We start from the raw sequence: 22,976 nt of genomic DNA, 5'->3' as shown, positions 1-22,976 counted from the left end.
CCCCGCCAGGGGCTCAGGCCGCCGCCGCCCAGACCCGTTGCGGGTCACGGTCGAACAGGGGGCCGGTGGGCGACCAGTCCGGGGCCAGACCGGGGGCCACCGGCGTCGGGCCTCGCCATTGCAGAGCCGCCAGGTGGGCCGTCCAGCGGGCGCCGATGCCGGTCTCGAAGCCGGTGCTGAGCATCAACCTGGGCACCCCCCGGAGCAACTGCCCCAGCAGGGGCCGGGGATCGCCGTCCTGGGACGGGCGCCGCACCTGCCAGCCACCCCAGTGATTCCTCAGCTCCGGCCGCTGCCGCAGGGATTCATCCAGGGCCACCGGAATCCTTTGGGCCAGCTGATCGAGGCCCTCCTGGTCGCCGGCGGCCAGGGGCTGCTCCAGCCACTCCAGCCGCGGTTCCCGCCCCAGCCGCTCGGCCCAGGCGGCGGCGGTGGCCCGGTCCCAGCCGCCGTTGGCATCCAGCCGCAGGCGCCCATCGGCTGGCAGGCGCTCGAGCAGCAGCTCCAGCCACTGGCGTTCCAGCCCATCGGCCTCCGCCGCCACCTTCCACTTGAAGGTGGGCGCCGCGGACGCTGGGCTGGCATGCCGTTGGTCCAGGGCTGCGAGCATGGCCTCACCGGCGGGCAGCAGCCAGGCCGATGGTGGAGCGGCGAGCCAGCCGCCATCGGCCATCGCTCCCACCATCCCGTCGCTCTCCACCAGGGCCGCCCCCAGGGCGAAGGCCAGGGTGGGCGGCAGCGCCGGCAGCCTCCGTTCCAGATCACTCCGCTCCAAGGCGGTGCCCAGCCCCTCCAGCGCCGCCGCCACGGCCGGCCTCTCGCCGGAATCCAGCGGCGCCGCCTCCCCCCAGCCGACGCCACCGGCCGGGCCCTGCAGCCGCAGCAGCCAACCCCGTTTGTCCTCCAGCCGACCGCTGGAGGTCTGCAGCGGCCGGGGCAGCCGGAAGGCGAAGGGCCTGGTCTCCAGAGCCAGCCAGCCCTCGGGCCTCCCCCCGTCCGCGGGGGCGCTCACCGGCCCGCCAGCGCCGTCAGCCAGGGGCCGAGGGCCAGGCCAGCGGCCAGACCCAGGCCGTTGAGGGCCTGGAAGCGCAGGGCCAGGAACTTGCTGCCGATGAGGCGCTCCGGCCGGTGGTGCTCCTCGCCGAGGAGCCGGATCAGGGCCCGGGCCGGCGGCAGGCCGATCGCCCCCAGCAGGGCCGTGAGCGGCCACCAGCCCAGCAGGACAGGCGCCCACTGCAGCGCCAGGGCCGTGGCCACGAACCAGGGCACCAGAGCCGCGGCCCGCTGGCTGCCGAGGCGCACCACCGGCGAGCGCTTGCCGTGGGCGGCGTCCTCCTCCACCTGGTGGAAATGGGAGCAGAACAGCACCAGGGAGGTAGCCACCGCCGGTCCGCTGCCCAGCACCAGCGCTGCTCCCCAGGGCACCACGCCGGCGCCCTCCCCGGCCGGGGCCAGGGCCAGCAGGGCGGCAGCCGTGGCGCAGGGGCCGAAGGCCAGCCAGCAAAGGGGTTCCCCCAGGCCGCGGTAGCCGAGGCGGAACGGTGGCCCCTGGTAGAGGTAACCCAGACCGCAGCAGAGCAGCACCAGCAGCAGCACCACGCCACTGCTGCGCAGGGCCACCAGGGCCATCAGGGCCAGCCCGACCACCAGACAGCCGTTGGCCAGAGCGAGCACCCGGTCGCGCCGGCCGGTGAGGTTGACCACCGAGTGGGGCTTGCCGTGGGTATCGACGCCGGTGTCGGCATCGAAGACGTCGTTGGCAAGGTTCTCCCAGGCCAGCAGCAGCACCGCCGCCAGCAGAAACAGCAGCAGCTGATCGGGCCGCAGGCCCAGCCCCTGGCCGAGCCGCCAGCCAGCCGCCAGCAGCACCGGCATCACCGCCACGGCGTACATGGGCCATTTCACGGCGGCACGCCAGAGGCGGCCGCGAGAAGAGGCCTCAGAGGCGGCGACGCCCCCCGCGGCGTAACGGCTTGCGACGACCTGTGGCTCAGACATGGGGGCCGCGGGCGTTGGGCGGGGAAAGGCCCATACATTTGAGCAGCCTTCCGCCCCGGACCCGCGGCCCCTTGGTGCAGGCCCCTGCCAGCTTCTCCGCGCTGCTCTCGGCAGCCACCGCCGCCAGCCGGCGTCTGGAGGAGGAGGGAGTGCTCAGCCTGGCCCTGCCGATGGCCGCCCTCGACCCCCTTGTGGCCTTGCCCCACCTGGGCGGCAGCGGCGACTTCCGTTTCCTCTGGGACGGCGCCCCGGGGCTCAGCATCGCCGCCGCCGGCCAATGCAACGGCCTGGAGCTGAGCGGTCCGCGCCGCTTCGAGCTGGCCCAGCGCTTCAGCAGCCTGAGCCTGAATCGCCTGGCCCGGGAACCGGGCCCCTGCCCTGCCCTGGCCCGGCCACGGGTGCTGCTGGCCTTCGCCTTCTTCGAGAGCCCCCTGCACGCCGGCACCGGCGCGGCGGGGGTGCAGGCGGTCCTGCCCAGCTGGCAGCTGAGCCGCCAGGGCCGCCACTGCTGGCTGCGGCTGCAGCGTGCCCTCGGCGGCGGTGTCACGGCCCGCAGCGTGGCCGAGGAACTCTGGGACACCCGCCAGCGGCTGGAGGCCCTGGGCTGGGCCGGACATCCCGGGACCGGCCAGGGCGCCCCTGTCGGCATCGCCCATGGCTCCCACTGGCAGGCGGGCTACCGCTCCGCCCTGGATCGGGCCCTGGAGCTGGTGGAGGGTGGCGAGCTGCAGAAGCTGGTGCTGGCGGTGCGCCAGCAGCTGGTGCTGAACGGGCCGCTGGATCCGCTCAGCCTGCTGTCCCACCTGCGCCGCAGCCAGCCCGGCAGCTGCCGCTTCCTCTGGCAGCGATCGGAGCGGGAAGCCCTGGTGGGCGCCTCACCAGAGCGGCTGCTTACCCTGCGGCAGGGCCAGCTGCGCAGCGATGCCCTGGCCGGCACGGCCCCCCTGGGGGAGCCGGCCGACGACCTGCTGCAGTCGCGCAAGGACCGCCACGAGCATGAGCTTGTGGTGGAAACGATCACCGCCGTGTTGCAGAAGGCTGGCCTCGATCCACGCCGGCCGCGGCGGCCGCGCCTGGCCCGCCACGGCTCCCTGGTGCATCTGCACACCCCGATCACGGCCGCGTTGCGGGGCCAGGCCCCGCTCACCCTGGCGGAAGTGCTGCACCCCACCCCCGCGGTGGCAGGCCTGCCCCGGCGGGAGGCGATGGCCTGGCTGCGCAGCCTTGAGCCGTTCGAGCGGGGGCACTACGCCGCGCCGATCGGCTGGATCGACACCGAAGGTGACACGGATCTGCGGGTGGCCATCCGCAGCGGCACCCTGCGGGGCCAGCAGCTGGAGCTGACCGCCGGAGCGGGGCTGGTGCGCGGCTCCCACCCCGAGCGGGAGCTGCAGGAGGTGGCCCTCAAGCTGGGGGTCCTGCAACAGCAGCTCAACCTGCCGCTGGCCGCCGCCTTCAGCTGACCAGCAGGCGCTCGATGACCTGATCGGCGAGGGGACGACGCCCCAGCCACTCCACCTCCCGCACGCCGGTGGGGCTGGTGACGTTGATCTCACTGAGCCGGCCGTCAATTACATCAATGCCGACGAAGAACAGCCCCTCGGCCCGCAGCACCGGCGCCAGTTCGGCGCAGATGCGCTGCTCGGTGTCGCTCAGTTCGGCCGCAACGGGGGCTCCACCCAGGGCCAGGTTGCTGCGGAACTCCCCCGCCTTGGGCAGCCGGTTCACGGCCCCCAGGGGCTCCCCATCCACCAGCAGGATCCGCTTGTCTCCGGCGCTGACCCCCGGCAGAAAGGCCTGGACCATCACGGGCAACGTTTCCTGCAGGGTGACCAGCTCCAGCAAGGCCTTCAGTCCGGGGGCCGCCGCCGTGACCCGCACCACCCCCTGGCCGGCCCGCCCCGCCAGGGGCTTGAGCACCACCTCCTCGTGGCCTGCGGCGAAGGCAGCCAACTGCTCCACCCGGGCGCTCACCATCGAGGGCGCCATCAGATGGCTGAAGCGCAGGGCACCCAGCTTCTCGTTCCAGGCCCGCAGGGCCGCCGGCCGGTTCAGAACGCGCACCCCGACCGCTTCGGCCATCTCCAGCAGCTGGGTGGCGTAAAGGTAGGCCTCATCGACGGGCGGATCCTTGCGCATCCAGATCCAGCGGAAGTGATCCAGGGGCATCTCGCGGGGCTCACCGGCCTCGACCCAGGGGTCCGGCACGGTCCAACCCTCGGGCGTGGCGGCCATCTCAGCCAGGTGCAGCGGCTGGGCCCAGGCCCGGGGACGATGGGCGCCATCGGCCGCCGCAGCGGTGGAGAGATCCGCCTGGGTGCAGGCCCACACCGCCAGACCGGCCCGCTGCGCCGCCTGCATCAGGGCCACACTGGAATCCTTGGCTGGCCGCAGGCGGGTGATCGGATCGACCACGAACAGCTGGGCCTCCCGATTCCCGGTCACGGGGCCAGACGCAGCAGGCCGGCCAGCTCACCGCCAGCGTTCAGTTTCTGCAGCTCGGCGTAGCCACCGATGGCGATGCCGTCGATGAAGATCTGGGGAACGCTGGTGCGACCTCCCGAGCGCTTCATCATCACTTCCTTGTTGATTTCATCGTCGTCGATGATGAATTCGTTGTAGGTGACGCTGAGCCTGTCCAGCAGACCCTTGGCCCGGATGCAATCCGACGAAAAACGGCAGGTGTAGATCTCCACTTTCGCGGGTGGCTTCACCTCCAGGGTGTCCTGCCCGACCAGCTCTGGGGGGACTCCTGGGATCTCCATCCGGTCTCTCATGAGGCGATGCCGCGCAGCTTAAGGGGACCGTCCACGCACCACCGGATCCATTCGTGGCACAAGGGCCGCTGGCCTTTGCCCATGCCGATCGACCCAGGCCCGGCATCCTGGGGCCTGATACCCCGGCTGGGCGTGGTCCGCCGGCTCGATGCCCCCCCGTCCTCCTTCGCCCCAGCAGATCCGCAACGCCCTGCAGGTGGGGTTCGCCGGTTTCCTTGCGGCCGGCATCCACGCGGCGGCCGGACCGGACGTCAATGCGATCGACGGCTTCTATGTGGTCTACGGCGCCGCCCGCAGCCTGCTGCCCACACCGGAGGCCTCGCGGGAGGCGGCCTGGGCGCGGATCGTGGGCACCGTGTTCGGGGGCGCGGTGGTGGTGCTGCTCACCCTGGCCCTGCACAACTGGCTCGCCATCGGGATCGGCTACGTGCTCATCCAGCTGCTGGGGCGCCGGCTGGGGCTGAGTCCGGCCACGCTGATGAACGCGGTGATCATGACCGTGCTGATCCTGGCGGTTCCCGCCCACGAGCGGATGGGGGGCTGGTACGTCGTCGACAGGACCGGCTGGCACCTGCTGGGGCTGCTGCTGGGCATGGCCGTCGAACGCCTGTTCTGGTTCCGCTCACCGCTGCAGCGCCTGGAGGACAGCGAGCGCGTTCTGCTGGGCCGGATCGATGCCCTGCTGGCTGGAACGTCCCACGACGGGGCGGAGGAGCTGATCAGCGCCTACGGCAACCACTGCGCGGTGCGCAGCACCGTGCTGCGAAGCCCCCAAGGCCAGCGACTGGCGAATGAAGGCATGCAGCAGCGGCACGAGGCGCTTGAGCAGGCGCTGCGCCACGCAGTCGCCATGGTTCGGGCGCCGGCCGTGCTGCGCTCCATCGACGCCGACGCTTGCCATGAGGCCCTGCTCCGGTTGCGAAGCCAGGCGGCACCTCCATGAAAGCTCCCGGACGATCGGCCGTGATCGTGCGCAACGGGACGGTGATGGCGCTGGTGGTGGCCGCCTGCAACCATCTGGCGCTTCCGGAGGGGCTGTTCCTGGCCCTGGGGGTGCTCACGATTCTCGAGACCGACCTCGGCGGCGGCTTGCTGGCCGGGCGGGAGAGGATCATCGGCACCCTGCTGGGACTGCTCGCCGTGGTCATCAGCGCGGGGATCCTGGGCGGCCTGTCCAGCGCCCTCGGGGTGTTCCTGGGACTGACCCTGGTGCGGCTGTTCGGGTTCGCCGCCGGCCTGACCAGCGGCTTCGTGGTGGGGGGCCACATGGTGGCGGGCAGCCTGATGAACCACGGCGACGCCTGGTGGCACTACGTGTTCTGGCGAATGGTGATGACGATCCTTGGCGTGATCCTGGGGGTGGTGGTGTCGCGGCAGATCGTCAGCCAGCGGTCCTCCAGCGCCTGGCAGGCCTCCTGTGACGGCTGGCTGCGCGACCTGGCCCACGTCCTGGAGCGCCTGCCAGGCATTCCCGAACCGGAACAACGCTTCGCGTCCCTGCGGGAACACCGCAATGCGCTGCGCCGCCAGCTGCCCCAGCTGGCGGCGGAACGGACGCTGATCCACGGCCAGCCGGACGAGGCGGTGCTGCGGGCCCAGCATCAGCTGCAGCACGGCAGCACGGTGATGAGCGCAGCGCGGGATCTCTGCCTGCTGCTCCAGGAGGAGGCCCCGGTGGCCTGGGTACCGCCTGGGCTGATCCCGCGCCTGATGGGGGCCGGCAGGACGCGAGTCGAGGCGCTGATCCAGGGACGGGACGCCCCTGACGCGGCGGCGGACCTGCGCCGCTGCCAGGAGCAGCTGAGCGCGGCGCTGCCGGGAACGGATCCGCCGCCCCAGGACGCCCGGAACCAGCTGCTGATCGTCAGTCGGTTGCTGCTGCTCTCGGACGCCCTGATCCGGCTGCCCCGGTCCCCGCAGCACCCGGGGCGGCCGGATGCGGGGCGCTGATAGGGTCGAACCATCGCCGGATTCGCCTCCCCTTGCTGGATCTCACCGACTTCAAGCGCGACCTCTCCGAGCTCACCGACCGCCTGGGCCATGCCCAGGACTGTCTTTGACGTACCGGCCCTGAAAGCACGCCAGCGGGACCTGGAGCAGCTGGCCTCCCAGCCCGACTTCTGGGACGACCAGGCCACGGCGCAGAAGAAGATGCGTCAGCTGGATGACGTCAAGGCCCAGCTGGAGCAACTCTCGGCGTGGCGGGGGATCGTGAACGACGGCCAGGCCACGCTCGAGCTCTACGACCTCGAACCCGACGAAGACTTGCTGGCCGAGTCGAACACCTCGCTGCAATCGCTGCGCGCCGACCTCGACCGCTGGGAGCTGGAGCGCCTGCTCAACGGCCCCTATGACAAGGAGGGCGCCGTGATCTCGATCAATGCCGGTGCCGGCGGCACCGACGCCCAGGACTGGGCCCTGATGCTGATGCGGATGTACACCCGCTGGGCCGAGGACCACGGCATGAAGGTGACCGTGGACGAGCTTTCCGAAGGGGAGGAGGCGGGCATCAAGAGCTGCACGATCGAGATCGACGGCCGCTATGCCTACGGCTACCTGCGCAACGAAAAGGGCACCCACCGCCTGGTGCGGATCTCGCCCTTCAATGCCAACGACAAGCGCCAGACCAGCTTCGCCGGTGTGGAGGTGATGCCCAAGCTCGATGAAGACGTCAAGCTCGACATCCCCGAGAAGGACCTGGAGGTCACCACCTCCCGATCCGGTGGCGCCGGCGGCCAGAACGTCAACAAGGTGGAGACGGCCGTGCGCATCCTGCACATCCCCACCGGCCTGGCGGTGCGCTGCACCCAGGAGCGCTCCCAGCTCCAGAACAAGGAGAAGGCCATGGCCCTGTTGATGGCCAAGCTGCTGGTGATCGCCCAGGAGCAGCGGGCGGCCGAGATCGCCGACATCCGCGGCGACATCGTCGAGGCGGCCTGGGGCAACCAGATCCGCAACTATGTGTTCCACCCTTACCAGATGGTGAAGGATCTGCGCACCGCCCAGGAGACGACCGACGTGCAGGGGGTGATGGACGGGGATCTGGATCCCTTCATCCAGTCGCTGCTGCGCCAGGGTGTGGAGATCGCCGCCGACGCGGCCGCCTGATCCCCCTGAGCCAGCGACGTCCCATGTCCGATCCCGCCACGCCCCCAGGCCAGGAAAACTCCAGCTTCGTGAAGCTGGCCATGCGCAACATGGTGCGCAAGGGGCGCCAGAGCCTGCTCCACTTCGGCCTGACCGCCGTGGGGCTGTGCGGTTTCCTGGTGCTGATTGCCTGGCTGGGGCGTCCCAGCCTGCCCGGATGACCACGGCAGGGGCAGCGTCTTTGCCAGGACCGGCGCCGGAGATCGACCTGGCCTTCAGCCTGGAGCCCGGGCCCGGCTGCGGCGCCACCGCCGGCAGCGCCCTGGTGGATCCCGACCTGGCCGAAACCCTCTGGGGCAGCCACCTCAGTGCCTGGCTTGCCCAGCTGGCTCCAGAGCTGCCGGCCCAGCTGCGCGCACCCGGTTACAGCCTGGGGCTGCAGCTCACTGGCGACGCCACGATCGCGGAGCTCAACCAGGCCTGGCGCCAGCACAGCGGCCCCACCGACGTGCTGGCCTTTGCCGCCCAGGAGGAGGCACTGCCGGCTCCAGCGGGGGCGGAGCCGGACTGGCTGGAGCTGGGCGACATCGTGATTTCCCTGGAGACGGCCCAGCGGCAGGCCAACGACGCCGGCCACGGCCTGGCGGAGGAGCTGCTGTTCCTGGCCAGCCACGGGCTGTTGCACCTGCTGGGCTGGGATCACCCCGATGAGGAGAGCCTGACAGCCATGCTGGCGCGGCAGACGGCCCTGCTGCTGGCGTCGCCGTCCTGACAGAGGCTGTTCGCCGCGTCCATCGGCGGTAGTGTGCCGGTTGTCCCTCCAACGGCGGTGCGATGCCGATGCTCGTTCCCGAGGAACAACCGCCGGCCCTGCGGGACGTGACCACTGACGTGCATCGGCGCGGCAGGCGTCTGCGGGTGGGGGCGTGGAAAGTGGCCGGCGACCTGCCGGCGAGCTTCCGCTATGCCGCCCAGGGCCTGGCCTACGGCTTCGCCAGCCAGCGCAACTTCCGCATCCATGTCTTCACCGGCCTGTTGGTGTTCGGCATGGGGCTGTGGCTGCGGCTGGCCGCCGATCGCCTCGCCGTGCTGGTGCTGACGGTGGCGGCGGTGCTGGTGCTGGAGCTGCTCAACACCGCCACCGAAGCGGTGGTGGATCTGGCCATCGGCCGCCAGTTCCACCCCCTGGCCCGCATCGCCAAGGACTGCGCCGCCGCCGCCGTGCTAGTCGCCGCCCTCTCCTCACTGCTGATCGCCCTGCTGCTGCTGGTGCCCCCGTTGATGATCCGCCTCGGCGTCTAGACCATCCCCATGCTTCTGGTTCTCGACAACTACGACAGCTTCACCTTCAACCTGGTGCAGTACCTGGGTGAACTGGCCGCCGACTACCCCCTGGCCGCCGAGGTGCGGGTGGAACGCAACGACGCCCTCAACCTGGAGCAGATCCGGGCACTGGCACCGGCCGCGATCCTCATTTCTCCCGGCCCCGGCGATCCGGACCAGGCCGGGGTGTGTCAGGAGGTGCTGCGGGACCTGGGCCCCACCGTGCCTGTGCTGGGGGTGTGCCTGGGCCACCAGTGTCTGGCCCAGGTGTTCGGGGGGCGGGTGGTGCGGGCCCGCGAGCTGATGCACGGCAAGACCTCACCGGTGCACCACCGGGGCGCGGGCGTGTTCGAAGGCCTGCCCGAGCCCCTCACCGCCACCCGCTACCACAGCCTGATCGCCGAGCGCGACAGCCTGCCCGACTGCCTGGAGATCACCGCCTGGCTGGAGGACGGCACGATCATGGGGTTGCAGCACCGGCAGCATCGCCACCTGCAGGGGGTGCAGTTCCACCCGGAGAGCGTGCTCACCCAGGCCGGCCACCAGCTGCTGGCCAATTTCCTGCGCCAGGCCTCCCACTGCTAGTTTCGCGCCACAAGACGGGCCCGGTGGGGCCAGATGCGATTCCATGGTTCATCCCACCTGCAGGATCACCACCACTGGCCTGCGCCTGGGGGTGGGTCTGGCCCTGGCGGCCGGACTCACCCTGCCGCTGCCGGCGACGGCCCAGAAGGGTGGCGGTGTCACGATCAGCAGCCTGGGCCACAGCGCCCTGATGATCCAGGGGGGCGGTGCCCGGGTACTGCTCAACCCCTTCCAGGCCGTGGGTTGCGCCGCCGGCCTTCCCGAGCCGCGGGTCAGCGCCGATGTGATTCTGGCCAGCAGCCTGCTGAAGGATGAGGGCGCCCAGGTGGCCAGCGGCAAGTTCCTGGTCAAGCCGGGCTCCTACCGGCTGGCCGGGCTGCAGATCGAGGGCATCGCCGCCCCCCACGACCGGGTGGGGGGCCGCCGGTTCGGCAACGCCACCCTCTGGCGCTGGCGCCAGGGCGGCCTCGACATCGCCCACCTCGGCGGCACCGCCGGCCGCCTGGGCCCCGCCGATCGCGTGCTGCTGGGCCGCCCCGACGTGCTGATCATCGGCGTGGGCGGCGGCGGCAAGGTCTACACGGGCCAGGAAGCGGCCGAGGTGGCGCGGGAGCTGCAGGCCCGTCGGGTGATTCCGGTGCAGTACAACAGCGGCAAGCCCCCGGCCGGCTGTGATCAGGGGTCGGTGGAGCCGTTCCTCAAGGCGATGGCGGGCGCCACGGTGCGGCGCAGTGGCCGCTCGATCAGCCTGGTGCCGCCCCTGGGGGACGGGATGATTGTCGAGGTGTTGCGCTGAGCCCGGCTGCGGCGCTCGCACCTCACCCCAGCCCCTCGATGCGGCGGAAGGCCTGCCAGAAGCGGCCCATCTGCTCGCAGCTGCCGAGGCTGACCCGCAGGGAGCCGTCGATCAGCGGCTTGCCAGCCATCGAGCGCACGAGGATGCCCGATTGGCGCAGGTCGGCCTCCACATCGGCTGCGGGGCGACGGGGCCAGAGCAGCAGGTAGTTGCCGCCGGCGGCGTGGTGGCGCACCCCCGCCTGCTGCAGCTGGCCCAGGAGCCAGTCGCGGGCCCGCAGCACCTCGGCCACATAGGCGTCCACATAGGCCTGGTCGGCCAGGGCGGCCAGGGCCGCCGTCACCGCGAAGCTGTTGATGTCGTACGGGCCGCAGACCCGGCCCACCCGCTCCACCAGCGCCGGCGCGCCGATGGCGAAGCCGATGCGCAGACCCGCCAGGCCGGCCGTCTTGGCCAGGGAGCGCAGCACCAGCAGGTTGGGAACTGCGGCGAAGGGGTCGGCGGCCGCCCCGCCCGCCAGCAGCGGCGGCAGCACGCTGTCGCCGGTGAAGGCCTCGTAGAGCTCATCGACCACCACCAGGGTGTCCGGCGCCGCTGTCGCCAGCTCCAGAATCCGCTCGGGCGCCAGCCGGGTGCCGGTGGGGTTGTTGGGGTTGCAGAGCAGCAGCAGCCGCGGGGCACCAGGCCCTGATTCCGACGCACCCAGGGCTGCCCGGATCTCCTCGAAGGGGAAGTCAAAATCCGGTAGGCGGTAAGGGATCGCCTCGATCGCCATGCCCTGCATGCGGGCGCAGGGCGTGTAGTAGCCGAAGGTGGGGCTGGTGGTGAGCAGGCGATCACCAGGGGCGCCGAAGGCGTGAAAGATGGCATGGATGGCTCCATCCACGCCGTTGAACAGGCCGATGTGGGCCGGCGTGAGGCCCCGGCCACCGAGCGAGGCCACCACCGCCTCCCGCAGGCCGTCGTACTCGGGATAAATGGCGTAGTGATCGGCCGGGATGGCGCGGATCGCCTCCACCACCTGGGGGCTGGGCCCGATGGTGTTCTCGTTGAAGTCGAGCCGCAGCAGGCCCCGGCGACCCTCCAGGGGGGCGCTGTAGGCCGTGAGGGTTTCCACCTCGGGGCGGGCCAGGGGGCCTGGGGAAACGGCCGGGCTCTGGCCTGGGGTCGGGCTGCTCACGGAGCCGGAGTCGGATCGCTACGGAAGCCATCCTGCTGCGCAGCCCTACCGTTTGATGACCTGCCTAGGAGATCCGGTGGCGAGGACGGAGCTGGCCCTGCGGGCCCTGGAGCGGGGTGACCTGCGATTCATTCACGACCAGGTGAACAACAGGAGCGTGATGGCCTACTGGTTCGAGGAACCCTACGAGTCGTTCGACGAACTGGAAGAGCTCTACATGCGTCATATTCACGACAATGCCGAGCGTCGCTTTGTCGTTGAGAACAAGGACAAGGAACTGATCGGCCTGGTGGAACTGATCGAGATTGATTACATTCATCGCCGCGCTGAGTTTCAGATCATCGTCGCCCCTGCCCACCAAGGCAAAGGCTTTGCACGCTTCTGCATCCACAAAGCCCTCGACTACTCCTTCACGATCCTGAACCTGCACAAGATCTACCTCTCCGTTTCCGTCGACAACGCCAAGGCGCTGCACCTCTATCAGCAATGCGGCTTTGTCGAAGAGGGCCACTTGGTGGACGAGTTCTTCATCGAAGGCCAGTACCGCGACGTCAAACGCATGTACATCCTCCAGGACGACTATCTCGCCAGATCAGCCAGCCTCACATCCGCTCCAGGGTAGGGATGCCCAGCAGGCCCAGGCCCAGCTTGAGGGTGTCGGCGGTGAGGCGGCAGAGCGCCAGCCGCGATCCGCGGGCGGGCTCTTCGGCCTTGAGCACGGGCACCTGGTCGTAGAAGCGGTTGAACACCTGGGAGAGTTCAAAGAGGTAGCTGCACAGCCGGTTGGGCAGCAGTTCCTGCTCCACCTCCAGGATCACGGCGTCAAACTGGAGCAGCTGGCGCGCCAGCGCCCACTCCTGGTGTTCGACGAACACCAGGGGCGCTGGGAATGCGGCGCCGGCGGCATCGGCACCACCTTTGCGCGCGATCCCAGCGATGCGCACCACCGCGTAGAGAAGGTAGGGAGCAGTGTTGCCGCTGAGGGCGAGCATGCGGTCGAAGCTGAACTGGTAGTTCGTGATCCGGTTGGTGGACAGATCCGCGTACTTCACCGCCGCCAGGCCCACGGTGGTGGCGACCTCCTCAATGAAGGCCCCGTCCTCCTGGCGTTGCTCCTCGGCCAGGCGGCGGCGCAGGTCGGCCTCGCAGCGCTCCACCGCCTCATCCAGCAGCTCCTTGAGTCGCACGGTGTCGCCGGAACGGGTCTTGAGCTTCTTGCCGTCCTCCCCCTGCACCAGGCCGAAGGGCACGTGCTCCAGCCGCCCGCCCTCAGGAATCCAATCGGCTCGGCGGGCCACCTGGAACACCCCGGCGAAATGGCTGGCCTGGCCGGCGTCGGTGACGTAGATCACGCGCCGGGCCCCATCGCCTGCGGGGGGTGCGGCAAAGCGGTAGCGGATGGCGGCCAGATCGGTGGTGGCGTAGTTGAAGCCGCCGTCGCTCTTGCGCACGATCACCGGCGGCGCCTGGCTCGCCGTGCCGTCGTCTGCCTCAAGAAACACACACTGGGCGCCGCCATCGCTCACCAGCAGGCCTGCGGCGTCCAGGTCGGCCACCACCGCCTCCAGATAGGGGTTGTAGAAGGATTCACCGCGCTCGTCGAGGCGGATGTCGAGGCGGTCGTAGAGGAGCTGAAACTCGCGGCGCGACTGGTCGCACAGCAGTTGCCAGGCGCGGCGGCTGGTCGGATCGCCGCTCTGCAGCTTCACCACTTCTTCGCGCGCGGTGGCCTGGAAGGTTTCGTCGCTGTCGAAGCGGGCCTTGGCCTGGCGGTAGAAGGCCACCAGGTCGCCCAGGTCGACGGCGTCGGCGGTGTCGAGGGCCTCGGGAGCCACCTGCTTGAGGTGGGTGATGAGCATGCCGAACTGGGTGCCCCAGTCGCCGACGTGGTTGAGCCGCAGCACCGCATGGCCGCGGAACTCCAGCACCCGGGCCAGGGCGTCGCCGATGATCGTGGAGCGCAGGTGGCCCACGTGCATCTCCTTGGCGATGTTGGGGCTGGAGAAATCCACCACCACCGGGGCACCGCCGCCGGCCACGGCCTCCACCCCCAGCCGGGGATCGGCCAGGCAGCGAGCCACCTCGGCGGCCAGCACCTCGGGCCGGAGGGTGAGGTTGATGAAGCCCGGGCCGGCGATCTGCGGCTGCAGGCACAGAGCCGCGACGGCGGGGTCGGCCTCCAGCTGCGCGACGATCGCTGAGGCAATCGCACGGGGGGCCAGGCGCAGGGGCCGGGCCAGGGCCAGGGCGCCATTGGCCTGAAAATCACCAAACTCCGGCTTTGAGGCGGGCCCCAGCTGGGGATCCAGCGGCGCGCCAGCGACACGGGCGGAGGCAGACGCCTCGGGGAACGCGCTCTCCAGGGCCCCCAGCAGCTGGCTGTTCAGGGCGTGGGCGATGCGCAGCATGGAGCGAAGCCGCTGAAACGGCAGGCGTGGTGTCGATCATCCTCCCCGGCGGAGCGGGGAGGGGGGAGACGCATCCATGGGCCGTTCGATGACCCGCAAGCACTCCGCCAGCCGGTCCAGCTTCGAGCGCTCCGCGGGGAGGGGGCTCAGAGGATCATCCGGTTGCAGCCTGCCAGGATCGTCGGATGTCGCAGCAGGCACTTGCCCCGTTCCTGGATCCACTGCTGCCATTGGGGCGGCAGCAGGCTTTCCAGACGTGCCAGGTCCACGGGGATTTAGCCAGCCGTGGATTCCGTTTCCGCCATGGCCTGGAGCAGATCCAACTTCCGCAAGCCTTCCATGGCAAGGTCCCTATCGGCAGCAAGGCCGAACATCCCGTCGAGGGTCGATCCGAACAGCCGCACGCCATCGATCGCCGGCCAACTCCGTTGCTGGGCCAGGGCGCACTGGCTGGCTGCCGGCAAAGGACTCAACAGACGACAAACGCGGGCCTGCCGCTCCTGCCAGCAGGGACGGTGGGCGATGGAGACCCTCAGGAGGTGAACAGAGGCGGATGGCGGCCGGTGTCCCATCGCCCTGCGGGGTAAGGTCGCCAATGCGCTTGGGGCGCAGATGGATCTCCTCGGCGAGCGTCCGACTGGAGACATCCACCACCACAGAGACGGTGCTAGCGGCCACTCTCGGCACCCCCAAGCCGGAGGCCAACCAGCCGCCCGAAGCAGCCATCAGTTGCCAGAACCTCGGGCCCCACTGCGTGGTTGACGAAGCCAGGACCAGAACGCCGCTGGCCCGCAGAACTTCGGACCGTAAGAACGTAAGGCGCCCAAGAGCTGAAGATCCAGGGGATGGCCTACATCCCTGGCAGCCGCTAAGCCTCGGGGACGGGTCGGCAGGATCGTTAAGCCCTGCCGACTCCTGCAGGGCCAGAACCCCGGAATGGCTTCAGCCTTGAGGAACCCTTCCAGCGACCGGCACGCAAGGGCATGAAGCAAGGATGCAGATCTGCTGCTTTTTTCCTTAAATTTCTTGACGCCATGTCCGGAATTGGTGAGGGCAGCATGCTAAAAATCTAACGTTCTGGCGATTTTTACCCGTGAAGGTCTCTCACCGCTTCTTAGCCATAGGGTCCGTCACCACGCTCTTGGCGGCAGCCCCGGCCTTGGCAGCCGATGACTTCCTAGTGAACTTTGCAGGAGCCACTGGCGTCACTGCAACCATGAAGTTCGACTTCACCGCCACTGGCTCGGACTATTACATGGATTTGGAAGTTACCAATACCACCCCCGACCCTCCGGGCTCAGCAGCACTGACCGGGTTTGCACTATCACTGCCCAGCAGTAATGGCTTCGGATTTTTAACCTACAATCCGTTGGCTTCTCCCTTCCTTCAGATTGTCCAACCTAACCCGGGCGGTAATGTAACACTGGCTCCAAATATTCCATATAACATGGCTTCGCTTAGCGAAGGCACCAATCTACCTCCACTGGGAACATTCGATTTCTGCTTCATTGATTCTGGCGCTAATTGCGCCGGCGCAGGCAACGGCACGACGGGATTGCAGCCGACCGACGTTGGCAAAGTGCAGTTTAAGATTGCCTCAACTGCCGGAAGCACAACGGCGGTTTCTGGCTTGATCAAGCAATTCATTCTTGACAATCAGAGTGCCCAGCCTTATGCAGTGGCCACTCGCTGGCAAGGCATTGGGCCCAATGGCGGCAGCGATAAGGTGCCTGGTTACGTCTGCCCACCCACAGATCCCAACTGCACTCCCCCCCCGCCGGCACCAGGGGATGAGGTGCCAGGGCCTCTGCCCCTCTTCGGTGCCGCAGCTGCATTCGGCTACAGCCGCAAAATTCGTCGCCGCCTACAAGCCAGTAGCCTGATCTCCTGAGCCAACTCATTGAAATCCTACTTACTCCGCACTAACAATTTCTAATTTTTTGGCCTGCTCAATTTGAGCAGGCTTTTTCATTTGCTTGTTTCTTGCTTCCCTTCCAGAGAGAAAGGAAGCAGGTCACCATCTCAGAGGATCACCTCACAGTTGTTCTTGATCGCTTGATGGAGAAATCCCCTTGCGGAGCATCATGGCTCGTCAGTAGGCCAAGCGCGTGGCAGGATCAGAGGGCGAGAGTAGGTAGTACCAAGGCGTACCTTATCAACTGGGCGACGGGGTTGGACTTCTCACTCACACCTGCCGAATGCTCATCACCTGACCTCTCAACGTCGCCTCCATGATTGAAAGCCCACAAAGCAGAAATGTTGAGGCGGCGATCTTCGCCGATCGTCTGGCGTTGGTCGCCATGGCTCTGTTTGCGGTCTATCTGATCTCGGTTCTGGCATTCATCCTGCCGCCCAGGTTGCTCGATCCCCTCTGGCAACTCAGCAGCATCAAGCTAGCCGTGGAGGGAGCCCCCATTCCCCTGCTGGGCCTGGCTCTGCTTCATTTGGCCGCTTTCCTGTGCCCTGGCGACTTCCGACTTCAGAGGCGGCGGCAGGCCCTGACTCGGTTGGCCATCCTGCCCGCCCTTGGCTTTCTGCTGCTCATTCCCCTCCAGGGCCATGCCGTCTGGAAGACCTATCGCCTCTCCAACGCGGTCTCCAACCAACAGCAAGAGAGCGCCAGCCAACGGGCCGATGCGGTTCGTCAGGCCATCGAGAAGGCCACCAGTCCCGAAGACCTTCAGAAACGTCTACTGGCACTCCAACGTCCTGATCTGCAGATCCGGTTGGGGGACACTCCATTTCCAGCCATCCCACTTCCGCAACTGAAACAGCAGCTCCTGGCCCAGGTGAACAGAACGGAAGGTGAGTTCAAGGTGAGGTTCGCACCCGTTGACCCCGCCACCACTGAAAGCATCACGCGGGAGACCTTCCGCGTCATGGTCTCTTCCATCGCCTTCGCCATCGCCTTCGCCGCCCTTGCCCAGCGAAAGAACAGCCCTGTGCCGTTCCTGGTGGAATGGCCTTCCCTGCCAGGCCGCTTGCTCGGTTCGCTCCTACGCCGGCCTGCCCGGTCGGGTCAGGGCAGCGCTGGGAGGACGTTCCTCAAATCCCCCAACCAGCGCGAAGAGGACTACTTCGAAGCCCTGGCCCATCAGGATGACGAAGGCCCACATCCCGCGCCTTGAACGGGAGTGACGCCGGGGCTTCCTGGTGATTCTGCCCCGCGCCGGCAGGCTCAGCACCTAGAGCTTTCCCCTGGCCCAACGTCATGGACCTCGCTAAGCCGGCCCAACCCCTAAGGATCCCCAGCAACGGCTCCCGGCTGAACGAGTGGGGGCTCATCCGCTGGTGGTCAGGTCCGCTGGGAAGTCCCAGCTTGGCCCGACGGTCGAAAGCCGCCGGATCGCCCAGTTCCACCTGGCCAGTCAGCGTTGTCCCGCAGATCACCGCGCAGGGAAAGGCCCCTGCAATCACAAGCGGCAGGCCAACAGGCCCACAGGCCGTTTGAAACAGGCACAGGTTCGGGTCCATTCCCATCGTGGGGAATGGGTCGGCCATGGCAAGCCGGCGTGTCAGGGCGCCCGAACCAACGGAATTCATTCCTGCAGCGGATTTGCTGCGAGCGACGCGAAGCCGGGGTGGAGGCTCTATGGGCGCACAGCCCTGAGCCGTGGGCCCAGAACCGGGACGGGACGGTTGATCCCAGCGACAGCTAGAGATCAGTTCATGGGAATCCACGCCTCCACGGCAAGGGAACCCGGAAGCCCTGAAACTTAAGGACGGGCTAAGGGGGGCTTGAGCCTTTCTGGAAATCCTGTGCTAGGGTGAAGGGAAATTCATCCCTTTGTCATGCCGGCCTTGGCCAAGCGCAACCTGTTCCTAGCCGCGGGGTGCCTCGCAGGGCTCCTAGGAAGTAGCGCGCCCGCCTTGGCATTTGATGTGAACTTCTTAGGCGCTACTGGGGTCGCCGGGAAAATGACCTTTGACTTTACCAAGTCGCAAAGCGTGCCAGGCGAATATGAGATGGCAGTCGGCATATTCAATAACACTCCTACCTTGGGTGGTACCACCGGAGTAATCACAGGATTCGCCATCTCCCTCCCACCCCAAACCCAAACAACAGCAGATGACACAACCACAGACGGAGGATTCCAGTTTTTAGCATATAATCCCAAGAAATCTCCCTTCGTTGAGGTTGAACCAGGCGGGACTGCCACTGCCGATCAATACTTCGACTTGACTCCCTACACTTCGAACGCAAATCTAGGCGGAGTTGGAACTTTTGACTTCTGCTTCGTTGGCTCTCAAAATTGCAACGGTGCCGGCAGTGGGAACGTCGGCGTGAAGCCTCCCAATGGCCAAACCGCTGTTAGCTTCAAGATTCAATCGTCTCTCGCCAGCGCAAATCTCGTATCTCAGTATTTCCAGCAGTATATATATAACACCCAGAACTCCTGCTCAAACAACCAACCATGTCCAATTGCCACTCGTTGGCAGTCCATAACGGGGAGCCTCAACGGAAGTACCAGTGATAAAGTCGTTGGACAAACTGTCTGTAAGAACGGCATTTGTACCGGCCCTGGCCCTGCCCCCGGGGATGCCGTTCCTGGTCCGCTTCCTCTCTTCGGTGCCGCCGCAGCTTTCGGCTACAGCCGCAAGCTGCGCCACCGCATCTCTGCCACACGCGCTCAGCCTTCCCTGGAGTCCTGAGCCACCCAGCTTCACTTTGCCGCAATCCAGCACTTTCGGATTGACAAGGGATGCCGATAGGGTCTTGATAGGTTCAACTTCCATGCAGGTGCCTTGCGCAGCTGCAGTGGTCTAATTGAATTTTCCAGATTTCGTTCATGCCTCCCGAGACAGAATTAAGAGATTTCCAATCTTCAGTCCTTGCAGATCGACTTGGAATCATCGCGATCGTTCTGTTCGTTCTGTACGTCGTCTCGGCCTTGGCAGTCATGCTGCCGATCCAGACACTTGACACGCTCTGGCAACGAAAGGCCATCTCGACCCTGATCGATACCGCCGCTATCCCCCTGGTGGGCCTCGGGTTGCTGCATCTGGCGGCTTACCTGGATCCTGCCAACTCCGCTCTGGCAGATCGCAGAGATCGCTTAGCCCGCTTGGCGATCCTGGCCGTGATCGGCTTCCTGCTGCTGATCCCAGGACAAGTCTTGGCCTCCTGGAGCACCGTGGCCACTGCCAAGGCCCGGGTGACGACGCAGCTGACGAGCGCCAACAGGAACTTTGCCCTGGTCCGCGAAGCGATCAGCTCCGCCTCCAGCGTCGATGACCTCGAGGCGCGCCTGCGATCCCTTCAGTCACCGGAACTGGGTATCCGCTTTGAGGACCTGGGCCTGCCATTGCCCGAAACCAAGCGCCAAATGCACCTCCGCCTCAACGAAGTCGAGGAGCAGGTGAAGACGAGAATCAATGCCCCGCCCCCCGAGGCCATCGAGGACTTGGCCAGAAACTCCCTGCGGCTAATGGGTACCAGCATGGTTTATGCCCTTGCCTTCGCGATGGCCGCCCAGCGCCGCGACCAGGAGGTGCCGCTGCTCGTGGAATTGCTCACGCTCTGGAGCATGAAAAACCCGAGAGGCCGCCCACCGCGTGGAGTTCCCAGCGTCGCTGAAGTTGACTATTACGACCAGCTCACTTCGCCGGAGCACGATCCCACCCGCACACCCTGAGCGCCTGCCTGCCCCGCTGAGGACAGCACCGGGGGGCACCGAGGCAGGAGCAGAACTGCAGCGCAGAAACCTTGAGCAGGGTGAAAGACCTTCCAGCAGAGTGACGGAAGCAAGCATTCCTACGAGCCACAGTCAGGAACACCCCCTGGTGCTTGGCGGCATCGCCGGTACGAGCGACTACACCACCGGCGTCAAGGGCAAGATGGGCTTCGACTTCTGGGGCCCCCTCCGGCACCCTGGTGGAATTCGCCTTCAACGAGCCCTTGCGCGGCAATGGAAGTGAAGCGATTTCCCTGCTGAACGACAGCCCCCTGCCTCTGGGTACGGGCGAGAATTCGGGAACTCAAACAATGGTATTCGCGACAATCCAAATGAGCCACTGGATATCTCCAATCTGCGCACCGCCCCTTACGCCCCCTTTGCCAACTTTGATTTCTGCGCGCGCATGTGCAACCGCAGTGGTTGCCATAGTGGCTTGGGCAGCACAGGGATCGCTGGCGGGACCAACGTGAAGGTTCAGTTTTCGCTGAAATCCAACGACACCAATATCTCCAAAGCCGACCAGATTGTCGAGCATCTCTATAGCCTGTTCCATTCGTTCGAATCTGGCGACCGTTGGAGCAAGGCCAGATGGCCTTTCTCTTCCAGAACGTCAGGAAAGCCAATGAAAGAACAGAACGTGGTGGAGAAGAGCTAGACCGGGGAAGCCTTCTGGCGGATTCCTGATGAACGTGACACAAACGAAGTTCCTAGTCATCTGCCCGTCCTGTGGGGGGCGGCAGCCTTCGTATGGAGCCACAGGGTAAGGCGGCGGATCCAGTGCTCCTCACTCCCAGTCCAATATCGGTACATGAAGACCTGCGCAGGCCTGCTTCAGCGAGGGAGCCCCGCAACGCGCCTCAGCGGCGTGATCTGGCTTACATCAATACTCCTTTCCTGTTTCCTCTGCAATAGCAGTGCCTGCCACTCCTGAGTTATTGGTTGGTGACCAACCACGGACGCATCTCCGTGCCTGGTCATAAGCAGTCACACATTGAAGGGCCGGTCGGTTGGAAGACTGGCAACATCCATTGTCAGGAAATGAAGCTGCTGCGGGAAAGTTCAGCGATCTGAATGCGTACGATTCCGTGGCGCTCGCTAACCATCCCATCGACATCGACGCTGAAAGTCACGCTGGCCAGCCAATGGGCCGGGTTCAAGCCGGGCATTCCTGATGGCCAGCACCAAGGAATTCAGAGAGTTTGATTCGGCCATCCTGGCCGATCGGCTGGCCTTCATGGCGATCGCGTTGTTCGTGATCTACCTCATCACTCTGCTGGCCAGCGTCCTTCCGATTCGCCTGCTGGACACCGCCTGGCAGCTGCGCTTCATCTCGAGCTGCCTGGATTCGGCCACCATCCCCCTGGTCGCCCTCGGGCTGCTCCATCTGGCGGCCTATCTCGACCCAGAGAACCCAACGCTGCAGAAGCGGCGCGACGGTGTGGCCCGCCTGGCGATCGTGGCCGTCATCGGCTTCCTGCTCATCGTTCCCCTGCAGGCCTATGCCGGCTGGCAGCGCGTGGCGACAGCCAGGGCCAATGTCGCCCGCCAGCTTTCTGCCGCCACCAGCACCTTCGATCTGCTGCAGGACACCATCACCTCGGCCAGCAGCCTCGACAACCTTCAGGCTCGCCTCCAGGCAATCCAGACCCCCAGCCTGGGAATCCGGTTCGAAACCCTTGGGGACACCTTGCCGGAAACCAAGCGCACGATGCTGGCTCGGCTCAAAGTGGTGCGAGAGCAAGTGGAGGCCAGGATTCAGGCCCCTGCCCCCCAGGCCATCGAGGCCGCCTTCAAGGACAGCCTGCGGGTGATGTTGTCCGCACTCGCCCTGGCCATCGGCTTCGCCATGGGTGCCCAACGCAAAGGCAGTGACGTCCCTTTGCTGGTGGAGTGGCACACCAGGCTCAGTCTGCAAAGCCCACGGGGGGCGCCCCCCGCGGCTGGGGTCCTGAGTGGTCTGTCCCTTCCCGGGCGGACCGGGTCCTCAAGGCAAGATGCCTACCTCTCCCAGCTGCTGCCCGAAGAGGACGACACCTCGGAAACAGGCGTTCCGCCTCCCCCCTGAAGAGGCCTTGCCTGGCGGCGTCCTGGATGGCACCATCCCCCTAAGACATCGGTCAGATGCACAAAACACTGCGGCTGCAGATGCGGCACAGATCGACTGAAATGCTTAACGACACTTAGGCCGTTGATGCGCTGACCCTCAGCCCGTGGACAGGCTTTGCAAAGGGTTACAATTTCACGGCCAGATCTTGCGAGAAGCCTTGGTACAGCTTGGGTTTGCCCCTCCACCTCCCCCTTGTGATGTTCCTTTCCTGGGTCTGAAACTGCTCAGCAGCAGCCCTCGCAGGATCGCCCGGGACAGGCCGTCTGGCCGCCATTACAAAGATTCTTGAGCCCGAACGCACAGGACTGCCGGTGAAAACCTAAGGCTTTGCTCAGCCACGGCCATAGAACTCTCCTTCTGAATTGGCCTGAGCACAAAGACGGCACGGTTGCTGCAGAACCATGATGCGTTCCGGTGGCAAAGGTTCCCTTCCATCGCCACCCCCCCAGCAACAAAGTCAATCCCCCCAGTGCTCTGGGCGCGATGACTTTGAACTCGTCTTGGAATCTCCATCTGGCAACAGTTGGGTGATCTCGGCGCGGATGGATGTCGTCTTCTGTTCTCCCTCGATTCGCCATGACTTACACCAATCAGGCAGGGGGCCAACAATCGCCTTCCTTCCTCTTCCCAGAGCTCTCCAGCCCAGCGAAGCGTTCCATCGATACAACCCTGTCCCTTCTTACCGACGCCCCTGCAGCGGCAGCGGAGGCATCGAGCCCGCTGATCACAGCTGTTCTGGCCACCACCAAGGCCTCACAACCTCCCCCCGCTGAAGCCACTCGGGACTCACTGGAATCCAGCCATCTGGCGCCCAGCAGCGATGGGGCCGTTTTCCAGAAGGGTGTCGCCATCATCTCGATACCAGATCTGGCGATGAACAGCCATCAGGCTCTGAGCGATTCCCTGCCCGGGGCGAAACCCACCACCGCTGCCATGGGCCCCAGCTGCGGCTGCAGGGCCTGCAGCGTGCTGGCCGTCAGCACCGCTGACGGCGCCGAGGCCTGGGACACCACCTCCGACCAGGCTCCCTTGGTCAT

Annotated in this window: 23 protein-coding genes; 15 read left to right on the top strand and 8 right to left on the bottom strand. The window is 66.6% G+C overall.

The features are described from left to right. Positions 1 to 13: 13 nt before the first annotated feature. Positions 14 to 1,012: an o-succinylbenzoate synthase gene (locus KUG43_RS07795; protein ID WP_353617968.1), complete on the bottom strand. Its 999-nt coding sequence runs from the start codon at positions 1,010 to 1,012 to the stop codon at positions 14 to 16. Then, positions 1,009 to 1,998 carry a 2-carboxy-1,4-naphthoquinone phytyltransferase gene (menA, locus tag KUG43_RS07790; RefSeq protein ID WP_216907800.1) on the bottom strand — a complete coding sequence of 330 codons (990 nt, stop codon included), beginning with the start codon at positions 1,996 to 1,998 and terminating at the stop codon, positions 1,009 to 1,011. Before menA ends, KUG43_RS07795 begins: the two co-directional genes overlap by 4 nt. 74 nt (positions 1,999 to 2,072) lie before the next feature. On the opposite strand from menA, the gene KUG43_RS07785 reads away from it, so the two are divergent. Beyond that, positions 2,073 to 3,461, top strand: coding sequence for an isochorismate synthase (locus tag KUG43_RS07785; protein ID WP_502988588.1), 1,389 nt, complete (start codon positions 2,073 to 2,075; stop codon positions 3,459 to 3,461). Here KUG43_RS07785 and gshB read toward each other — a convergent pair. Both gshB and KUG43_RS07775 read right to left on the bottom strand, forming a co-directional pair. Next, entirely contained in the window at positions 3,454 to 4,443 is a 990-nt protein-coding gene (gene gshB / locus KUG43_RS07780) for a glutathione synthase (RefSeq protein ID WP_216907796.1), read from the bottom strand. The two genes, KUG43_RS07785 and gshB, sit on opposite strands and share 8 nt — an antisense overlap. Then, entirely contained in the window at positions 4,440 to 4,763 is a 324-nt protein-coding gene (locus KUG43_RS07775; protein WP_216907788.1) for a glutaredoxin domain-containing protein, read from the bottom strand. Before KUG43_RS07775 ends, gshB begins: the two co-directional genes overlap by 4 nt. 160 nt (positions 4,764 to 4,923) lie before the next feature. On the opposite strand from KUG43_RS07775, the gene KUG43_RS07770 reads away from it, so the two are divergent. From KUG43_RS07770 to KUG43_RS07735, 8 genes are all read left to right on the top strand, one after another. Then, positions 4,924 to 5,718: an FUSC family protein gene (locus KUG43_RS07770; protein WP_216907787.1), complete on the top strand. Its 795-nt coding sequence runs from the start codon at positions 4,924 to 4,926 to the stop codon at positions 5,716 to 5,718. Next, positions 5,715 to 6,725: an FUSC family protein gene (locus KUG43_RS07765; RefSeq protein WP_216907785.1), complete on the top strand. Its 1,011-nt coding sequence runs from the start codon at positions 5,715 to 5,717 to the stop codon at positions 6,723 to 6,725. The genes KUG43_RS07770 and KUG43_RS07765 overlap by 4 nt, the downstream gene beginning before the upstream one ends. A 35-nt stretch (positions 6,726 to 6,760) precedes the next feature. Next, a protein-coding gene (prfB, locus tag KUG43_RS07760) for a peptide chain release factor 2 (RefSeq protein ID WP_353617970.1) occupies positions 6,761 to 7,883 on the top strand; the annotation gives its coding sequence in 2 pieces (ribosomal slippage) (positions 6,761 to 6,832 and positions 6,834 to 7,883; 1,122 coding nt in all). A 23-nt stretch (positions 7,884 to 7,906) separates the two neighbouring features. Next, positions 7,907 to 8,083 (top strand): DUF3285 domain-containing protein, encoded by a 177-nt coding sequence (locus KUG43_RS07755; RefSeq protein ID WP_216907782.1) that lies wholly within the window; start codon positions 7,907 to 7,909, stop codon positions 8,081 to 8,083. Next, positions 8,080 to 8,634 (top strand): rRNA maturation RNase YbeY, encoded by a 555-nt coding sequence (ybeY, locus tag KUG43_RS07750; RefSeq protein WP_216907781.1) that lies wholly within the window; start codon positions 8,080 to 8,082, stop codon positions 8,632 to 8,634. The genes KUG43_RS07755 and ybeY overlap by 4 nt, the downstream gene beginning before the upstream one ends. A gap of 68 nt (positions 8,635 to 8,702) precedes the next feature. After that, the gene (locus tag KUG43_RS07745; RefSeq protein WP_216907909.1) at positions 8,703 to 9,164 is read left to right on the top strand and encodes a diacylglycerol kinase family protein; all 462 of its coding nucleotides are present in this window, start codon (positions 8,703 to 8,705) and stop codon (positions 9,162 to 9,164) included. 9 nt (positions 9,165 to 9,173) lie between these two features. Next, a complete protein-coding gene (locus tag KUG43_RS07740) occupies positions 9,174 to 9,770 on the top strand; it encodes an anthranilate synthase component II (protein WP_216907779.1) in 597 nt (198 codons plus the stop codon). Between the two features lie 43 nt (positions 9,771 to 9,813). Then, a complete protein-coding gene (locus tag KUG43_RS07735) occupies positions 9,814 to 10,566 on the top strand; it encodes an MBL fold metallo-hydrolase (protein ID WP_216907777.1) in 753 nt (250 codons plus the stop codon). A gap of 22 nt (positions 10,567 to 10,588) precedes the next feature. Here the strand turns inward: KUG43_RS07735 and KUG43_RS07730 are convergent, their stop codons facing one another. Continuing rightward, on the bottom strand, positions 10,589 to 11,746 hold the full coding sequence (locus tag KUG43_RS07730; RefSeq protein WP_216907776.1) for a pyridoxal phosphate-dependent aminotransferase: 1,158 nt from the start codon (positions 11,744 to 11,746) through the stop codon (positions 10,589 to 10,591). A 76-nt stretch (positions 11,747 to 11,822) separates the two neighbouring features. Here KUG43_RS07730 and speG point away from each other — a divergent pair, with 76 nt between their 5' ends. Further along, complete coding sequence (speG, locus tag KUG43_RS07725; protein WP_216907774.1) at positions 11,823 to 12,368, top strand: spermidine N1-acetyltransferase; 546 nt, start codon at positions 11,823 to 11,825, stop codon at positions 12,366 to 12,368. Here the strand turns inward: speG and argS are convergent. Together argS and KUG43_RS17025 are read right to left on the bottom strand one after the other, a co-directional pair. Then, positions 12,349 to 14,154 (bottom strand): arginine--tRNA ligase, encoded by a 1,806-nt coding sequence (gene argS / locus KUG43_RS07720; RefSeq protein WP_216907772.1) that lies wholly within the window; start codon positions 14,152 to 14,154, stop codon positions 12,349 to 12,351. The two genes, speG and argS, sit on opposite strands and share 20 nt — an antisense overlap. A gap of 146 nt (positions 14,155 to 14,300) precedes the next feature. After that, positions 14,301 to 14,423, bottom strand: a complete 123-nt coding sequence (locus KUG43_RS17025) for a hypothetical protein (protein WP_286194531.1) — start codon at positions 14,421 to 14,423, stop codon at positions 14,301 to 14,303. Between the two features lie 890 nt (positions 14,424 to 15,313). On the opposite strand from KUG43_RS17025, the gene KUG43_RS07715 reads away from it, so the two are divergent. The 4 genes from KUG43_RS07715 to KUG43_RS17460 all read left to right on the top strand — a co-directional run bounded on the left by KUG43_RS07715 (position 15,314) and on the right by KUG43_RS17460 (position 19,790). Further along, positions 15,314 to 16,045: a hypothetical protein gene (locus tag KUG43_RS07715; RefSeq protein ID WP_216907770.1), complete on the top strand. Its 732-nt coding sequence runs from the start codon at positions 15,314 to 15,316 to the stop codon at positions 16,043 to 16,045. 409 nt (positions 16,046 to 16,454) lie between these two features. After that, the gene (locus KUG43_RS07710; protein ID WP_216907767.1) at positions 16,455 to 17,282 is read left to right on the top strand and encodes a hypothetical protein; all 828 of its coding nucleotides are present in this window, start codon (positions 16,455 to 16,457) and stop codon (positions 17,280 to 17,282) included. 742 nt (positions 17,283 to 18,024) lie between these two features. Further along, positions 18,025 to 18,807: a hypothetical protein gene (locus KUG43_RS07705; protein ID WP_216907766.1), complete on the top strand. Its 783-nt coding sequence runs from the start codon at positions 18,025 to 18,027 to the stop codon at positions 18,805 to 18,807. Between the two features lie 137 nt (positions 18,808 to 18,944). Continuing rightward, on the top strand, positions 18,945 to 19,790 hold the full coding sequence (locus KUG43_RS17460; RefSeq protein ID WP_286194530.1) for a hypothetical protein: 846 nt from the start codon (positions 18,945 to 18,947) through the stop codon (positions 19,788 to 19,790). A gap of 343 nt (positions 19,791 to 20,133) precedes the next feature. Here the strand turns inward: KUG43_RS17460 and KUG43_RS07690 are convergent, their stop codons facing one another. Continuing rightward, positions 20,134 to 20,367, bottom strand: coding sequence for a hypothetical protein (locus KUG43_RS07690; protein WP_216907760.1), 234 nt, complete (start codon positions 20,365 to 20,367; stop codon positions 20,134 to 20,136). A gap of 636 nt (positions 20,368 to 21,003) precedes the next feature. On the opposite strand from KUG43_RS07690, the gene KUG43_RS07685 reads away from it, so the two are divergent. Then, positions 21,004 to 21,897, top strand: coding sequence for an HpsJ family protein (locus tag KUG43_RS07685; RefSeq protein ID WP_216907758.1), 894 nt, complete (start codon positions 21,004 to 21,006; stop codon positions 21,895 to 21,897). Positions 21,898 to 22,976 lie beyond the last annotated feature (1,079 nt).

Origin of the sequence: Synechococcus sp. CCY 0621, from assembly GCF_019038465.1 — a bacterium.
Taxonomy (GTDB): domain Bacteria; phylum Cyanobacteriota; class Cyanobacteriia; order PCC-6307; family Cyanobiaceae; genus Cyanobium.
The sequence above is the reverse complement of the archived record's forward strand: the minus strand, read 5'-3'. Positions and strand labels throughout refer to the sequence as shown.

What these genes read in the sequence shown, in the direction of transcription:
- KUG43_RS07710 (WP_216907767.1), top strand. Translation starts at nt 16,455, where the DNA reads ATGGCTCTGTTTGCGGTCTATCTGATCTCGGTTCTGGCATTCATCCTG.
- KUG43_RS07775 (WP_216907788.1), bottom strand. Translation starts at nt 4,763, where the DNA reads ATGGAGATCCCAGGAGTCCCCCCAGAGCTGGTCGGGCAGGACACCCTG.
- KUG43_RS07740 (WP_216907779.1), top strand. Translation starts at nt 9,174, where the DNA reads ATGCTTCTGGTTCTCGACAACTACGACAGCTTCACCTTCAACCTGGTG.
- argS (WP_216907772.1), bottom strand. Translation starts at nt 14,154, where the DNA reads ATGCTGCGCATCGCCCACGCCCTGAACAGCCAGCTGCTGGGGGCCCTG.
- KUG43_RS07735 (WP_216907777.1), top strand. Translation starts at nt 9,814, where the DNA reads ATGGTTCATCCCACCTGCAGGATCACCACCACTGGCCTGCGCCTGGGG.
- KUG43_RS07745 (WP_216907909.1), top strand. Translation starts at nt 8,703, where the DNA reads ATGCTCGTTCCCGAGGAACAACCGCCGGCCCTGCGGGACGTGACCACT.
- ybeY (WP_216907781.1), top strand. Translation starts at nt 8,080, where the DNA reads ATGACCACGGCAGGGGCAGCGTCTTTGCCAGGACCGGCGCCGGAGATC.
- KUG43_RS07685 (WP_216907758.1), top strand. Translation starts at nt 21,004, where the DNA reads ATGGCCAGCACCAAGGAATTCAGAGAGTTTGATTCGGCCATCCTGGCC.
- KUG43_RS07755 (WP_216907782.1), top strand. Translation starts at nt 7,907, where the DNA reads ATGTCCGATCCCGCCACGCCCCCAGGCCAGGAAAACTCCAGCTTCGTG.
- KUG43_RS07765 (WP_216907785.1), top strand. Translation starts at nt 5,715, where the DNA reads ATGAAAGCTCCCGGACGATCGGCCGTGATCGTGCGCAACGGGACGGTG.
- KUG43_RS17460 (WP_286194530.1), top strand. Translation starts at nt 18,945, where the DNA reads ATGCCTCCCGAGACAGAATTAAGAGATTTCCAATCTTCAGTCCTTGCA.
- menA (WP_216907800.1), bottom strand. Translation starts at nt 1,998, where the DNA reads ATGTCTGAGCCACAGGTCGTCGCAAGCCGTTACGCCGCGGGGGGCGTC.
- KUG43_RS07770 (WP_216907787.1), top strand. Translation starts at nt 4,924, where the DNA reads ATGCCCCCCCGTCCTCCTTCGCCCCAGCAGATCCGCAACGCCCTGCAG.
- KUG43_RS07690 (WP_216907760.1), bottom strand. Translation starts at nt 20,367, where the DNA reads ATGCTCGACAATCTGGTCGGCTTTGGAGATATTGGTGTCGTTGGATTT.